The 14,668-nt window shown below is 63.1% G+C and carries 10 protein-coding genes; 4 read left to right on the top strand and 6 right to left on the bottom strand.

Annotated features, from left to right (window positions below; all coding sequences use genetic code 11):
• The first annotated feature begins 83 nt into the window (after positions 1 to 83).
• Positions 84 to 1,295 (top strand): c-type cytochrome, encoded by a 1,212-nt coding sequence (locus NCR34_RS23625; protein WP_248324209.1) that lies wholly within the window; start codon positions 84 to 86, stop codon positions 1,293 to 1,295.
• Positions 1,296 to 1,870: 575 nt separating this feature from the next.
• Positions 1,871 to 3,391, top strand: a complete 1,521-nt coding sequence (adh, locus tag NCR34_RS23620) for an aldehyde dehydrogenase (protein ID WP_248323360.1) — start codon at positions 1,871 to 1,873, stop codon at positions 3,389 to 3,391.
• A 253-nt stretch (positions 3,392 to 3,644) separates the two neighbouring features.
• On the opposite strand, the gene hydA is transcribed toward adh, so the two are convergent.
• The 5 genes from hydA to NCR34_RS23595 all read right to left on the bottom strand — a co-directional run bounded on the left by hydA (position 3,645) and on the right by NCR34_RS23595 (position 10,712).
• Positions 3,645 to 5,108 carry a dihydropyrimidinase gene (gene hydA, locus NCR34_RS23615; protein WP_248323361.1) on the bottom strand — a complete coding sequence of 488 codons (1,464 nt, stop codon included), beginning with the start codon at positions 5,106 to 5,108 and terminating at the stop codon, positions 3,645 to 3,647.
• A 20-nt stretch (positions 5,109 to 5,128) separates the two neighbouring features.
• The gene (locus NCR34_RS23610; RefSeq protein WP_250501183.1) at positions 5,129 to 6,616 is read right to left on the bottom strand and encodes an NCS1 family nucleobase:cation symporter-1; all 1,488 of its coding nucleotides are present in this window, start codon (positions 6,614 to 6,616) and stop codon (positions 5,129 to 5,131) included.
• An 88-nt stretch (positions 6,617 to 6,704) separates the two neighbouring features.
• Positions 6,705 to 7,991 (bottom strand): NAD-dependent dihydropyrimidine dehydrogenase subunit PreA, encoded by a 1,287-nt coding sequence (gene preA / locus NCR34_RS23605; RefSeq protein ID WP_248323363.1) that lies wholly within the window; start codon positions 7,989 to 7,991, stop codon positions 6,705 to 6,707.
• Between the two features lie 20 nt (positions 7,992 to 8,011).
• Complete coding sequence (locus NCR34_RS23600) at positions 8,012 to 9,346, bottom strand: NAD(P)-dependent oxidoreductase (protein WP_248323364.1); 1,335 nt, start codon at positions 9,344 to 9,346, stop codon at positions 8,012 to 8,014.
• 85 nt (positions 9,347 to 9,431) lie between these two features.
• Complete coding sequence (locus tag NCR34_RS23595; protein WP_250501182.1) at positions 9,432 to 10,712, bottom strand: Zn-dependent hydrolase; 1,281 nt, start codon at positions 10,710 to 10,712, stop codon at positions 9,432 to 9,434.
• Between the two features lie 376 nt (positions 10,713 to 11,088).
• On the opposite strand from NCR34_RS23595, the gene NCR34_RS23590 reads away from it, so the two are divergent.
• Positions 11,089 to 11,802 carry a TetR/AcrR family transcriptional regulator gene (locus tag NCR34_RS23590; RefSeq protein WP_248323366.1) on the top strand — a complete coding sequence of 238 codons (714 nt, stop codon included), beginning with the start codon at positions 11,089 to 11,091 and terminating at the stop codon, positions 11,800 to 11,802.
• 44 nt (positions 11,803 to 11,846) lie between these two features.
• On the opposite strand, the gene NCR34_RS23585 is transcribed toward NCR34_RS23590, so the two are convergent.
• Positions 11,847 to 13,013: an extracellular catalytic domain type 2 short-chain-length polyhydroxyalkanoate depolymerase gene (locus tag NCR34_RS23585; RefSeq protein WP_250501181.1), complete on the bottom strand. Its 1,167-nt coding sequence runs from the start codon at positions 13,011 to 13,013 to the stop codon at positions 11,847 to 11,849.
• A gap of 338 nt (positions 13,014 to 13,351) precedes the next feature.
• On the opposite strand from NCR34_RS23585, the gene NCR34_RS23580 reads away from it, so the two are divergent.
• Positions 13,352 to 14,353 (top strand): SGNH/GDSL hydrolase family protein, encoded by a 1,002-nt coding sequence (locus NCR34_RS23580; RefSeq protein ID WP_248323368.1) that lies wholly within the window; start codon positions 13,352 to 13,354, stop codon positions 14,351 to 14,353.
• Positions 14,354 to 14,668: the final 315 nt, after the last annotated feature.

The following is a 14,668-nucleotide window of genomic DNA, read 5'->3' as shown; positions in this document are numbered from 1 at the left end:
AAGCGCACTTGAAGCGCTGATCGGACCGCAAAGCGCCCTCTTCGCGCGCTTTGCGGCGCTCTCATACCACCGGATGCCTTGCCATGACTCATTCACTCCACACCTTTCGCGCGGCGGGGATGCTCGCGGCATTCATCGCGCTCGCGCCTTCGTTGTCGCATGCCGCGGTACGGATCTGCACGTTTCCCGGTAGCCCGTCGGCATCGCTGGATCGCGCCGTCGCACAAGCGGTCTTCGCGCGCGCCAATATTCCGTTCGAGTTCGTGCGCGGTATCGGCGAAGGCGATGACGACGGCGTTTCGCTGAGGGAACTCGACAAGATGCTCACGCGCGATTGCGACGTGATCGCGGGCTTTCCGCGCTCCACGGTCGCCGATGCTTCCGGCGGCAAGATGCGCTTCTCTAGCGGTTATCTGCGCGCGGGATATGTGAGCGTCGAGGCACCCGGCACCGTGTTACAGGGCGCAGCGAAGCGCACCGTCGCTGCCACCTATGCGAGTCCGGCGCAACTCATCGCTGTGCAACGGAGGAACGTGACGCTCGATCTGGAGAAGAGTTGTGCATCGACGGTCGACGCAGTGGCGACCGGACGCGCGCGAGAGGCCATCGTGTGGTATCCGGCCGTCGTCGCTTATCGCCTGGCGCACCCGCAACGCAGCTTCGATATCGCGCCTGCCGACTCGCCTTATGCCGAATGGCACCTGTCCTTCGCGTTCGGCGCCAAGGCCGCCGCATCGCGCGTGCTCATCGACGATACGCTCTCGGCCATGCGCAAGGACGGCGAGCTTCAGGCACTGACGAAGCAGTGGAGCCTGCCCGCGCAGAAGATATCGACCGGTTATCTCGACAAGCCGTCGCAGGCATCGCCCTCGTTCTCGGGCATCATGCTCGCGGACGCGAACGCCTCGCGCATGGGCCGCAACGTCAAGGTGTCGAACGAAGTCGGCGCAGAGGCGCCTTCGTTCGAACAGGCTCAGACCGCCCACGGCAAGACGCTGTATGGAAGCTCGTGCGCGAAGTGCCACGGCGCGCAACTCCAGGGCGTAACGGCGCCCGCATTGCAAGGGCCGTCGTTCGCGCCGGCGGCGAATTCACATCTGACGGTCGGCGGCATCTTCACTTACATGGCGACCAACATGCCCGCCGATCGTCCGGGCAAGATGAAGGATCAGGACTATGCGGACATCATGGCGTTCCTGCTCATGTCGAACGGATACAAGCCGGGGCCGAACAAGATGACCGCCGACATGGCGCGTGCCTCGAAGCTGCCCCTTAATGCGGGGCCCGGCCATTGAGTCGGCCTCTGCGGACGGCCACCGCGCTCTTTCGATCTCGACAGAGCGCGGTGGATTCGATATCGCTCAGCACTACCTGAACTGTGCGAGTCTCGGCGCCCAGCGAGACGCCCGTCATTCAGGCGACGCGCGCAGCGTTGCCATGCTCACGTCCGACAGCTGCCCCACACTGTCGCGTGTCCGTGTCCCCATTGACTCGCCTATCGGACGTCGCGAATGCGGCATCTCGCCCACGTGTGCCCTGCGCGTTATGCGTCGTTACCGCGAATCGGCATCAAGCGGCAGGCAAGAACCTAGCTCAACGCCGGTATCAGCGTTACGCGCCCACTTCAGGCGGTGGCGCGAAGACCCCAAGCGACACAGTTCAACTCTTCAAGAGTGCTACACGGCGATACACCTGTTGCGAATCTGAACAGCATCCGCTTGCGCCCGCAATGTACGGTCTTGCCGAAACGCACGCCGCTCATGGCGTACCCCGCGCGCGAGCTCAATGGCATGGAACTCGCAATGTAGTCGGGGCGGCGGCGTGCATCGCCAGCGCCGGGCCGCTTTATCGACATGCGAGGAGCACACTGATGAACCATGCGGAGATGCAGTTCCTGAGCACCGACTACCCATACAAGAAGCAGTATGGGAATTTCATCGGCGGCAAGTGGGTGCCGCCCGTCGGCGGCGAATACTTCGACGACATCTCGCCCATCACCGGCGAGCCGTTCACCTCGATTCCACGTTCGCGCGAAGCGGACATCGAGGCCGCTCTCGATGCGGCTCATGCCGCGAAGGCATCGTGGGGCAAGACGTCCACGACGGATCGGGCCAATCTGCTGATGAAGATGGCCGACCGCATGGAAGCGAACCTCGCGCGGCTCGCGGTAGCCGAATCGATCGACAACGGCAAGCCGTTGCGCGAGACGATGGCGGCCGATATCCCGCTCGCGATCGATCACTTCCGCTACTTCGCGAGTGCCGCGCGCGCACAGGAAGGCTCCATTTCACAGATCGACGAGGATACGGTCGCGTATCACTTCCATGAGCCGCTCGGCGTCGTCGGTCAGATCATCCCGTGGAACTTCCCCATTTTGATGGCCGTATGGAAGCTCGCGCCCGCGCTTGCGGCGGGAAACTGCGTGGTGCTGAAGCCCGCGGAACAGACGCCCGCGTCGCTGCTGGTGCTGCTCGAAGTCATCGAAGACTTGTTGCCGCCGGGCGTGGTGAATGTGGTGAACGGATTCGGGCTCGAAGCCGGCAAGCCGCTCGCATCGAGCAAGCGCATCGCGAAGATCGCGTTCACGGGCGAGACGTCGACAGGGCGTCTCATCATGCAATACGCCAGCCAGAACCTCATACCCGTGACACTGGAACTCGGCGGCAAGAGCCCGAACATCTTCTTCGCCGACGTGCTCGACGCGGACGACAGCTACTTCGACAAGGCGATCGAAGGCTTCGCCATGTTCGCGCTTAATCAGGGCGAAGTGTGTACGTGCCCGTCACGCGCGCTGATCGAAGAGTCCATCTATGACCGCTTTATGGAACGCGCGTTGAAGCGTGTCGCGGCGATTGCGCAAGGGCATCCGCTGGACACGAAGACCATGATCGGCGCGCAAGCCTCGCAGGAGCAGCTGGAGAAGATCCTGTCCTACATCGACCTCGGCAAGCAAGAGGGCGCGGACTGTCTGATCGGCGGCGAACGCAACGCGCTCGAGGGCGAGCTGGCCAAAGGCTTCTATGTGAAGCCGACTGTTTTTCGCGGCAACAACAAAATGCGCATCTTTCAGGAAGAGATCTTCGGACCGGTGCTTTCGGTGACGACCTTCAGAACCGAAGAAGAAGCGCTCGACATAGCGAACGACACGCTCTATGGCCTTGGCGCAGGCGTCTGGACGCGCGACGGCACGCGGGCGTATCGCTTCGGGCGCGCGATCCAGGCGGGTCGCGTATGGACCAACTGCTATCACGCGTATCCGGCGCACGCGGCGTTCGGCGGCTACAAGCAATCGGGCATCGGTCGAGAGAACCACAAGATGATGCTCGATCATTACCAGCAGACGAAGAACCTGCTCGTGAGCTATAGCGAAAAGCCGCTTGGCTTCTTCTGACCTTGGATCGTGCGGAGCCGCCGTATCGCGCGGCGACTCCTCTCGTTCAAGGGACGGCGATGAATGAAGCGCGTAGTCGCGCTTCTTAAGGCCATCGCGTTGATCGAAGAGATCAAGACCGCGCATGACGTGGTGCGCTTTCCGCTTTGTCACCGTCGACGAGTTCATCGTCGGCGTCCCCGATGTCAGGTTCGCTGATATCGCAAGGAAGCCCCGCGCATTCCAACGCAGGGCTTCTTTCATCGCGCCGGACTCAAGCCGTCTCGGCACGCTCCACGGGATGCGGTTCCTTCAGCTTGTTCGCCACGCGCGCGGCTTCGAAATACGATGCGTTCGGCGGACGCTTCAGATATTGCCCCGCGCCGCGCACTGCGCGCAGAGCGCCATCGGTCCATGCAAGCGCGCCGCGCGTGAGCGTGTGCGTCGCCACGCCCTGCACCGTCATGCCCTCGAAGACATTGAAGTCCACCTGCTGATGATGCGTCTTCACGGAAATCGTGCGCGACGCCTGCGGATCCCAGACGACCAGGTCCGCATCGGCGCCGACCTGCACCGCGCCCTTGCGCGGGTACAGATTGAAGATCTGCGCCGCGTTCGTCGATGTCACGCGCACGAACTCGTTGGGCGTGAGACGCCCCATGTTCACGCCGTGATGCCACAGCACGGCCATGCGATCTTCCACGCCGCCGCAACCGTTCGGAATTTTGGTGAAGTCTTCGCGTCCCATCGCTTTCTGCGACGCGCAGAAGACGCAGTGATCCGTCGCCGTGGTATGCAACTGGCCCGATTGCAGCCCGCGCCACAGCGCCTCGCGATGCTCGCTCGTGCGAAACGGCGGACTCATCACGTGCGCGGCGGCGCGCGTCCAGTCGGGATCGCGGTACACGGATTCATCGATCACGAGATGGCCCGGCAGCACTTCGCCGAACACGCGCAGGCCGTCGTTGCGCGCCTTCGCGATGACATCGACCGCATCTTTCGCCGACACATGCACGATGTAAAGCGGCACGCCCAGCACCTGTGCAATACGGATCGCGCGATTGGCCGCCTCGCCCTCCACTTCGGGCGGACGCGACAGCGGATGCGCCTCCGGTCCCTTGAAGCCCTTCGCGAGCAACTGCTTCTGCAACTGGAATACGAGTTCGCCGTTCTCCGCATGCACAGTCGGCAACGCGCCCAGTTCCAGCGAGCGCGTGAAGCTGTTCACGAGCACTTCGTCGTCGGCCATGATCGCGTTCTTGTAGGCCATGAAGTGCTTGAAGCTCGACACGCCGTGTTCGTGCACGAGCAGGCCCATGTCGCGATGCACGGACTCGTCCCACCACGTCACGGCAACATGAAAGCCGTAATCCGCCGATGCCTTCTCCGCCCAGCCGCGCCATTCCCTGAACGCGTCCATGAGCGGCTGTTTGGGGCTCGGAATCACGAAGTCGATGATGCTCGTCGTGCCGCCCGACAAACCCGCCGCGGTGCCGCTATAGAAGTCGTCGCTTGCGGTCGTGCCCATGAACGGCAGTTCCATGTGCGTATGCGGATCGATGCCGCCGGGCATCACGTACTGGCCGCCTGCATCGACGATCTGCGTGTCGGCGGGAATATCGATGTCCTGGCCGATGGCGAGTATCGTGCCGCCCGCCTGCGAATCGGCGCACAGCACATCGGCGCGATAACTGCGGTCCGCATCGATGACGGTGCCGCCGCGAATGAGAATAGGCATGTGTCGTCCTCCGTTGATGTTCAAGCGCTCAGCATGTCGGCACGCGGGCTGCCGCGCAGTTTCATCCACGATCCATACACGAGCGCGGCCAGCACGAGGCCGACGAACCACGCATACGTGTAGACCGTGTTGAAGAACGCGGGCACGTTGGGAAAGGATGCGGGAAACGCGGTATGCAGGAATCCGGGCAGATTCGGCAATACGCCGATGAGTAGCGCGACGACCGCGGCGATGTTCCAGCCGCCGTGATACGAGTACTCGCCGTCTTCTTCGAAGAGTTCGCGATGATCGAGCCGCGTGCCGCGAATAAAGAAGTAATCGACCATCATGATGCCCGCGACCGGCCCGAGCAACGCCGAGTAGCCGACGAGCCACGTGAAGATATAGCCTTGCGTGGTGGCGAGAATCTTCCACGGCATCATGACGATGGCGATGGTCGCCGTGATCATGCCGCCCGCGCGATACGAGATGCCCTTCGGCCACAGGCTCGAAAAGTCATAAGCGGGTCCGACGAGGTTGGCCGCGAGATTGCAGCACATCGTATCCAGCGTGAGAATGACGAGCGCCACACCCACGCCGATGCCCGTCATGCGGCTCGTGAGATCGATCGGGTCCCAGATCGCCTTGCCGTAGATCACCACCGTCGCGGACGTCACAACGACGGAGATCACGGAGAGCAGCGCCATCGGCAGCGGCAGGCCGATCGACTGTCCGACCATCTGATCGCGCTGCGTGCGTGCGAAGCGCGTGAAGTCCGGAATGTTGAGCGCGAGAGTTGCCCAGAATCCGACCATGGCGGTGAGGCCGGGCCAGAACGTCGCCCAGAACATGCCCTCCTTCTTGCCGCCGGCCACGAACTGCGACGGCGCCGAGAGCATCGAACCGATGCCGCCCGCCTTCGACGTTGCCCACCACACGAGCGCGACGCACATCACCACCTTGATCGGCGCGGACCAGCTTTCGAGCCAGCGAATCGAATCGGTGCCATGCCAGATGAAGTAGAGCTGCAGCGCCCAGAAGAGCAGAAAGCAGCCGAGTTGCCCGATGGAAATGTCGATCAGCGGCAAAGCCGCGCCGTGCAGCGCATTACCTGTGAGGATGTTCAGCAGCGTATAGATCGCGCTGCCGCCCAGCCACGTCTGAATGCCGTACCAGCCGCACGCGACGATCGCGCGCAACAGCGCCGGCAGCTTCGCGCCCTGCGTGCCGAAGGACGAACGCACGAGCACCGCGTAGGGAATGCCGTGCTTCGCGCCGGCATGACCGATCAGAAGCATCGGCACCAGCACGATCACGTTGCCGAGCAGCACGGTCATCACGGCCTGCCACGGCGACATGCCCTGATCGGTGAGTCCCGCCGCCAGCATGTACGACGCGATGTTCATCACCATGCCGACCCACAACGCCGCGAAGTGATACCACTTCCACGTGCGTTGCGCCGGGCCGGTCGGCGCCAGATCGTCGTTGTAAAGGCTGCTCGCTTCGACGTTACGCGCTGTCTGATTCATCGGATGCACTCCGCTTAAGTGTTCGCCGCGCTATCGCATCTGCGCGCGATGCGCGCGGCGGGGGTCAATGACGAGCGCTGCGTGTGATTCAGGCCGCTTTCGCGGGCTCCTCGACGTTCTCGCGAGCCGGATTGTTCGGATGCGTGGTCCAGTTCGCGTATTCGCCTGCATCGACGCGTTCCATCGTGATGCACTGCTCGACGGGACAGACGTGCATGCACAGGTTGCAGCCGACGCATTGCGCATCCACCACTTCGAAATGACGCTTGCCGTCCTTCTCCTTCAGGATCGCCTGATGCGACGTGTCCTCGCACGCGATATGACACAGTCCGCACTTGATGCACTTGTCCTGATCGATGCGCGCCTTGATGTCGTACTTGAGATTGAGGTACTTCCAGTCGGTGACGTTCTGCACGGCGCGGCCGCGAATGTCGTCGAGACTCGCGTAGCCCTTCTCGTCCATCCAGTTCGAGAGGCCATCGGCCAGATCACTGACGATGCGAAAGCCATAGTGCATCGCCGCCGTGCACACCTGCACGCTGCCTGCCCCGAGCACCATGAACTCGGCCGCGTCGCGCCACGACGAAATGCCGCCGATGCCCGAGATCGGCAGATCGGGAGTCTCGGGATCGCGCGCGATTTCCGCGACCATGTTGAGCGCGATCGGCTTCACGGCCGGTCCGCAATAGCCGCCGTGCGTGCCCTTGCCATCGACGGTCGGCATGGGCGCCATCTGGTCGAGGTCGACGGCGACGATCGAGTTGATCGTGTTGATGAGCGACACGCCGTCCGCGCCGCCTTTGAACGCGGCGCGCGAGCCCATGCGAATGTCGCTGATATTCGGCGTGAGCTTGACGAGGCACGGCAGCCTGGTGCCTTCCTTGACCCAGCGCGTCACCATCTCCACGTACTCGGGAACCTGCCCCACGGCTGCGCCCATTCCGCGTTCGCTCATGCCGTGCGGGCAGCCGAAGTTCAGTTCGACTGCGTCCGCGCCGGTGTCCTCCACTTGCGTCAGGACCCACTTCCAGTCTTTCTCGTTGCACGGAACCATCAATGAAACGATCAATGCGCGATCAGGCCAGTCACGTTTCACTTGCTCGATCTCGCGCAGGTTCACGTCGAGCGGCCGATCGGTGATCAACTCGATGTTGTTGAGCCCCGCGATGCGCTGCCCGTTCCATTGCACCGCGCCGTAGCGCGAGCTCACGTTCACCACATGCGGATCGAGCCCGAGCGTCTTCCACACGACGCCGCCCCAGCCCGCCTCGAACGCGCGGTTGACGTTGTAGGCTTTGTCGGTAGGCGGCGCCGAAGCGAGCCAGAAAGGATTCGGCGACGAGATGCCGGCGATGTTGCAGCGAAGATCGGCCATGTTCGTGTCTCCTCTTCGAATCAGGCGGCTTTGATTGCAGTCAGCTCGAACGACGCGTCGATCGACGCGGCCGCGAGCTTGCCGTCCTGCACGGCCTGCACGGTGAGATCGAGCCCTTCGTGGGTGGCGCAATCGCCCCCGGCCCACACTTTGGCGAGCGTTGTTTGCCGATTCTCGTCAGTCACGATGCGCCCGCCGTCGAGCGTCAGCAGTTCGCGCCCGATGCCCACGGGCACGAGCGTCTGACCGATCGCCTTCAGGACCATGTCGGCTTCGATCACGAAGCGCTCGGCGTCCCGTTGGAATTCGACGCCTGTCACCTGACCGTTCTCGCCGATCAGACGCACGGGCTGCGCATGCGTGACGATGTGCACGCCATGAGTCTGCGCGAACTCGCGCTCGGCCCATGTCGCGCTCATGTTCTCGACGCCGCGCCGGTACGCCATCGTCACGCTCGTCGCGCCGAGCTTGCGGCTTTGCACGCACGCATCGACGGCTGTGTTGCCGCCGCCGATCACGACCACCCGACGGCCGACCGGCACGCTCGCGAGGTCATCGGCCTGACGCACCTGCTCGATGAAATCGACCGCGTTCATCACGCCGTTCAGCGACTCGCCTTCGAGTGCGAGTTCGCGCACGCCTGCGAGCCCCAGCGCGATAAACACCGCGTCATATTGCTTGCGCAACTCGTCAAGCGCGAAGTCGCGTCCGAGCGCCTGACCGGTGCGGATTTCGATGCCGCCTATCGAATGAAGCCACTCGATCTCGCGCTGCGCGTAGTCGTCGACCGTCTTGTAGGCCGCGATGCCGAACTCGTTGAGACCGCCCGGCTTGTTGCGCGCATCGAAGATCACGGCGCGATGGCCCGCGAGCGCCAGTCGATAGGCGCATGCGAGCCCCGCCGGTCCGGCGCCGATAATCGCGATGCGCCTTCCGGTTTCCGGCGCGCGGCTGAACAACGCAACGTCATTCGACATCGCCCAGTCGGTCGCGTGACGTTGCAATGCGCCGATCTGCACGGGCTCGTCGCCCGGATGATTGCGCACGCAACTTCCTTCGCACAGGATCTCGGTCGGACACACGCGCGCGCACATGCCGCCGAGCGGATTGGCCGAGAGAATATCGGAGGCCGCGCCCTTCAGATTGCCGTTGCCGATCTTGCGGATAAAGCCCGGTATGTCGATGCGCGTAGGACACGCTTGCACGCATGGCGCGTCATAGCAGTAGTGGCAGCGGCTTGAAGCAGCGGCCGCAGCGGTCGCGTCGAGAAGCGGCGCGACGTCCGAGAATTCGCACGCGAGACGCTCGTGCGTCTGTCGATGACTCGCGATATCGCCGATGGTCTTCATGGTCATGCGCGTTCCTTGTCGAAGGCGTGACGGTGCCCTCCGTCCGCAAGAGAGCGGACGGCCGGACGTGATGATTGAAAAACGGCGCGGCTCAGGAAGCCGGTTCGGATGCGCGTTCGAGCATGGCGTGCAGCAACGCGTTCGCGCCTGCTTCGATCCACTCCTGTGTGGCGTCTTCTATTTCGTTATGACTGATGCCGTCGACGCACGGCACGAATACCATCGATGTGGGCGCGACCTGCGCGAGATAGCACGCATCATGGCCCGCGCCCGAGACCATATGGCGGTGCGAGTAGCCGAAGCGCTGCGCTGCCGCGCGCACCGATGCCACGCAAGCCGCATCGAACTTGACGGGTTCGTAGTAGAAGATCTGTTCGAGCTCGGTTTGCAGGCCGATCTCGCCCGCGATGCGCTCGACGCCTTCGCGCAGCGCGGCATCCATGCGCGCGAGCACGGCATCGTCGGGATGACGGAAATCGACGGTGAAGAACACGCGGCCGGGAATCACGTTGCGCGAGTTCGGATGCACCTGCATCATGCCGACCGTCGCGCACGCGAGCGGCGCATGGTCGAGGCCGATGCGGTTGACGAGATCGACCACGCGCGAGGCGCCGAGCAGCGCGTCCTTGCGGCGCGGCATCGGCGTGGGGCCGGCGTGCGCTTCCTGGCCCGTCAGGGTGATCTCATACCAGCGCTGGCCCTGCGCATCGGTGACGACGCCGATCGTCTTGTCTTCGGCTTCGAGGATCGGCCCTTGTTCGATATGCAGTTCGAACGCCGCGTGCAGCTTGCGACCGCCGCACGGAACATCGCCCGCATAGCCGATACGCTTGAGTTCCTCGCCGATGGTCTTGCCGTCGACGTCCTTGCGCGACAGCCCGTACTCCAGTGCAAACACGCCCGCGAACACGCCGGATGCGACCATGGCGGGCGCGAAACGCGAGCCTTCTTCGTTGGTCCAGATGACGACTTCGATCGGATGCTCGGTCTCGATGCCGCGATCGTTCAGCGTGCGAATCACTTCAAGCCCGCCGAGCACGCCATAGGTGCCGTCGAAACGGCCGCCCGTAGGCTGCGAGTCGGCATGCGAGCCGGTCACGACCGGCAATGCATCGAGATTGCGGCCCGCCCGTCGCATGAACACGTTGCCCATCTGATCGACATGCACCGTGCAGCCCTCCGCCTTCGCCCAGCTGACGATGAGATCGCGGCCTTCGCGATCGAGATCGGTGAGCGCGAGACGGCAGACGCCGCCCTTCGGCGTCGCGCCGATCTTGGCCATCGTCATCAGGCTTTCCCACAGCCGCGCGCCGTTGACGCGGATGGACGTATCGAGACCGGCCTCTGTGACTGCATCCGTTAGGACGTTCATGCGCCTCGCTCCTGACGATGTGACTTCGTGTGTGAGTGACCCCGGTTCGTGCGTGCCGGTGCGCTTCTAGTGCGTTCGCGCACCCGTGCTGTGCACGTCTCTTCGTTCTGCGATGGGCGTTGCAAAGAGCGCGCTTTCCGGTGACCGGCGCGCGCTTCAAATCCTGTCCGGTTGGACAGGTTTTAGCCGATTAAAATAAGCAAATCAACGTATTTCGTGTGCGGGCAAACACGGAGCGGAAAAAGCGATAACCATGCCATTGCGTCGCAGCATCCATGCATGCGAGGTTTGCCGATGCTTTCGTCGCGATGCAGCGCGGCGTGCGCCCACGGCGCGATTCAGGCACGATGCAACACAGACGGCAAAGAGCGCGACGATGAGACACGACGAAGCCACCAACAGCATCACCGCGAACGAAGACGCGCCGCCGCCCGCGCGGCGACGCCGTGCGCAGATTCGCGAAAGCAACGAAGTGCATCTGCTCGCCTGTGCGGAAGCGGTGTTTGCCGAGAAAGGATTAGAAGGCGCGAGCACGGCGATGATCGCCGAGCGCGCCGGCTTGCCGAAGGCCAATCTGCATTACTACTTCCCGACGAAGCTCGCGCTCTATCGCCGCGTGTTGGAAGACATATTCGAGGACTGGCACCGCGCGGCAGATACGTTCGAGTGCAGCGACGACCCGGTGGAAGCGATCGGCGGTTATGTGCGCGCGAAAATGGAGTTGTCGAGAAGACGACCGCTCGGCTCGAAAGTGTGGGCGAGCGAGATCATTCACGGCGCGCATCACATGCAGGACATGCTCAGCGAGCGCGTGAAGCCGTGGCTGAATACGCGGGTGAAGGTTATCGAAAGCTGGATCGCGCGCGGCCTGCTCGCGCCGGTCGAAGCCGATACGTTCATGTTCATGATCTGGGCGATCACGCAGCATTACGCCGACTTCGATGCGCAGATTCGCGCGCTCAAGGGCAAGCGGGCGCTCACGCAAAAAGCCTTCGACGAACAGACGGAAGAAGTCGTGCGACTCGTCATTCGCGCGTGCGGGGCAGTGTCGCCGCGGGCCGTGGGAGCATCGCAAGCAGCGCATGCCTGATCGTCACACGCTGGTCGCGCATGACAGCCCTCACTTCGCGTCGACTACGGTCGTCCGGTCACGCGTCGCACCATCGCGTATAGCACGGACAACTGCGCGCCGCTCTTGAGCGCGTAGTTGGGATCGTACTGATTGGAGTAGCCCCACCAGTCGAAGCATCCGTTAGGGTTCGTCGGCCCCGGCGCGGACGACGCGACGGTGTCCGGATAGACGACGACCACTTTGTTCGTGTCGGCCCACTCGTTGATGCCTGCTTCGGTGACCCAACGGTTTCCGATCAGCGACGCCTGCTGCAAGCAGCCATGAAGCGCCAGCACCAATCCGCATTGCTGCCCTTGCGCGCAGGCTTTCGGGACAAACACGCTGCCCGTCGAACTCATCGAGAGGTTCGGCGACGCCCCGAACTCGGTCTGATCGAATGTAAGCAGCGAGCCGGACAGCTTGCCACCGTTGCGCGGCTTCAGCGGGCCGATGAACATGGTCAGCCAGGTCTTGACCGAGTCGTAGGTCGCTCCGTTGGCCGAGCAACGCACCATGTACGGGCTCCCGAGCGTGCCGCATGCAAGCTCGCCGTCGGGGGATTCCCAGCCATGCGCAGCGGGAAACGCGTTGTCGAAGTGAATCTTCGCGCCGTAATGCTGGTACTCGGATTTCAGGTCGCCCATCTCCAGTGGATTGACCACCTCGTCTTGCGTGCCGGACCAGAGGTAGACGGTTTGTCCGCGCAGATTCGTCGATGAGTCGATCGTGCCGAGGGCCGATTGCGCGTCGAGATAGGTTTCCGAAGCAACGAGCGTACTGTTATACGACGCCTGATTCGTCGGAAGCGTCAAGCCACCGCAGTTCGCTAGCGCTGTCGCAGCGCCGCCTAAGCCCGCGCACCAGTACACGCCGCCGGCATAGATGGCGGCCCCTTTGAACGTCGCGGAGTGGGCGACGTGCATTTGCACCGCAGCGAAGCCGCCCGATGAGATGCCCGCGACGAAGACCTTCGCGGGGTCGATCGTGTAGCGTTGCAGCCGGACGGGCGCGGCGTGTTGCGATTTGCCGTTCGGCGCTGCGTTATCGGTGGCGGATGAAGCGCTGCCGTGCGCCGACTCTTTCGCGACAGCAGTATCCGCAACAGCCGATTCTCCGCCCCCGCACCCGGCGATGCAGAGAGCCAGGCTGATTGCCGACGCAAACCGAACGCCTGAGGAGATAGCACGCATCGTCGTCCCCTGCTGAGTGGAAGAAACATCGAACGCTGATTGATACTTGAATACGAGACCCCTCACGCGCTGCGAGCGATCACAACGGTACAGTGCGCAAGGCCCGCTGAGCAACATCTGCGCCCGATGGCGCGGGAGCGGTCGTGGATTCTCTTGCTGTTCAACGACGTGAGCGCCACCGCGAACACGCTGATTCAAGAGTGCGCCTGTGCATCAATTTTGCTCCGTCTCGTCGGAGGGATCTTGCGGACGGGATGCATAGCGCGCAATTGCAGCGCGAAGCCGCAGCCCATAACGAGGACATGGACAAGCAAGTGCAAAGGCCGAACATTTACCCGATGATGCGAAAGACAATTTCTACCTTACTTCTTGCACTGCTTACGTCATGCGGCGGTGGCGGCGACAATTCGACGAGCGCCACCTCGACGAGCCCGGCAGGCGGCGTCAAACTGCAGGTCGTGGCATTCGGCGACAGTCTGTCCGATGTCGGCACCTATGCGCCGATAGCCAGTGCGGTGGGCGGCGGACGGTTCACGACGAACCCGGGCCAGGTCTGGTCGCAGGATGTCGCGCAGTACTATGGCGACACGCTGACTGCGGCCTATGTAGTCGATCCGGGCCATGAACTGAAGGCGCAAAGCGGTCTCGGCTACGCGCAGGGCGGATCGACCGTCGCGACGCCCGCCAATCAGGAGCAGTTCCTCACCGATCTGATCGGCGACATCGAGATGCCGGTCAGTCAGCAGATCTCGAGCTATCTGTCGGCGCATACGAGCTTCAATTCGAATCAGCTGGTGCTCGTCTGGGCGGGCTCGAACGACGTGCTTCGGGCAGGCTCGCCGCCCGCCGCCGACCAGACGGTGCAGACGGCGGCGACGACGCTCGCCGGGCTGGTCGGGCAGATCGTCGGGGCCGGCGCGACGCATGTCGTCGTGGTCAACGTGCCTAATGTCGGGCTGGCGCCGGATGGTATTCAGCAGGCCGATGGCGGCGGCAACCTGTCAAGGCTCTCGCAACTGTTCAATTCGACGCTGCTCACCGCGTTGCAGGCCAACAACCTGCAAAGCAAGGTTATTCTCGTCGATGCCTATACATGGACCACGCAGACCATCCAGAACTATCAGGCGAACGGGTTCACGGTATCCAACACGGCGCAGGCATGCGATCCCTCCAGGACCCCGCGCAACACTTCGCTGTTGTGCTCGCCGTCCACGTACGTCGCCGCGAACGCCGACCAGACTTACATGTTCGCTGACTACCTGCACCCGACGACGGCCATGCACGCGCTGTTTGCGAAGTATGTCGAGAAGCAGATCGCTGCGAGCGGAGTCGGGCGTTGACTTGTTTTGTAAGCGGGCATTCAGTGATCGCGTGGCGCCTCGAAATGCTCGCTGCTTGGACTCTGCCGATAGCTAGGTAGTGCAAAGTTCAACTCCGCGAGTTCGAGCTTGACCTCGCACCGCCGATGACATATCGGTGGCTCCGCCGCGAGCTATTCGTCCATTCGCGGCCCTCGGCTTTTCTCGACGATTCATCGCAAGACGTCGTTATCCATATACGTGAGCGCAGTCCATAGTCGGCGCGATTCGTGCTGACGATTGATCGAAGTGTTCAGTGACCGCATCGTGGCGCTCCAGATGGCCGACGATCACGCA

Origin of the sequence: Caballeronia sp. GAWG1-5s-s (genome assembly GCF_023631445.1) — a bacterium.
Classification (GTDB): Bacteria; Pseudomonadota; Gammaproteobacteria; order Burkholderiales; family Burkholderiaceae; genus Caballeronia.
Note: the sequence above shows the minus strand (reverse complement) of the source record. Positions and strands in the feature narration are given on the sequence as shown.

Bases quoted from the DNA above. Each gene is read 5' to 3' on its own strand.
- hydA (WP_248323361.1), bottom strand. From the start codon at position 5,108: ATGCCTATTCTCATTCGCGGCGGCACCGTCATCGATGCGGACCGCAGT.
- NCR34_RS23590 (WP_248323366.1), top strand. From the start codon at position 11,089: ATGAGACACGACGAAGCCACCAACAGCATCACCGCGAACGAAGACGCG.
- NCR34_RS23585 (WP_250501181.1), bottom strand. From the start codon at position 13,013: ATGCGTGCTATCTCCTCAGGCGTTCGGTTTGCGTCGGCAATCAGCCTG.
- NCR34_RS23610 (WP_250501183.1), bottom strand. From the start codon at position 6,616: ATGAATCAGACAGCGCGTAACGTCGAAGCGAGCAGCCTTTACAACGAC.
- NCR34_RS23600 (WP_248323364.1), bottom strand. From the start codon at position 9,346: ATGACCATGAAGACCATCGGCGATATCGCGAGTCATCGACAGACGCAC.
- NCR34_RS23625 (WP_248324209.1), top strand. From the start codon at position 84: ATGACTCATTCACTCCACACCTTTCGCGCGGCGGGGATGCTCGCGGCA.
- NCR34_RS23580 (WP_248323368.1), top strand. From the start codon at position 13,352: ATGATGCGAAAGACAATTTCTACCTTACTTCTTGCACTGCTTACGTCA.
- NCR34_RS23595 (WP_250501182.1), bottom strand. From the start codon at position 10,712: ATGAACGTCCTAACGGATGCAGTCACAGAGGCCGGTCTCGATACGTCC.
- adh (WP_248323360.1), top strand. From the start codon at position 1,871: ATGAACCATGCGGAGATGCAGTTCCTGAGCACCGACTACCCATACAAG.
- preA (WP_248323363.1), bottom strand. From the start codon at position 7,991: ATGGCCGATCTTCGCTGCAACATCGCCGGCATCTCGTCGCCGAATCCT.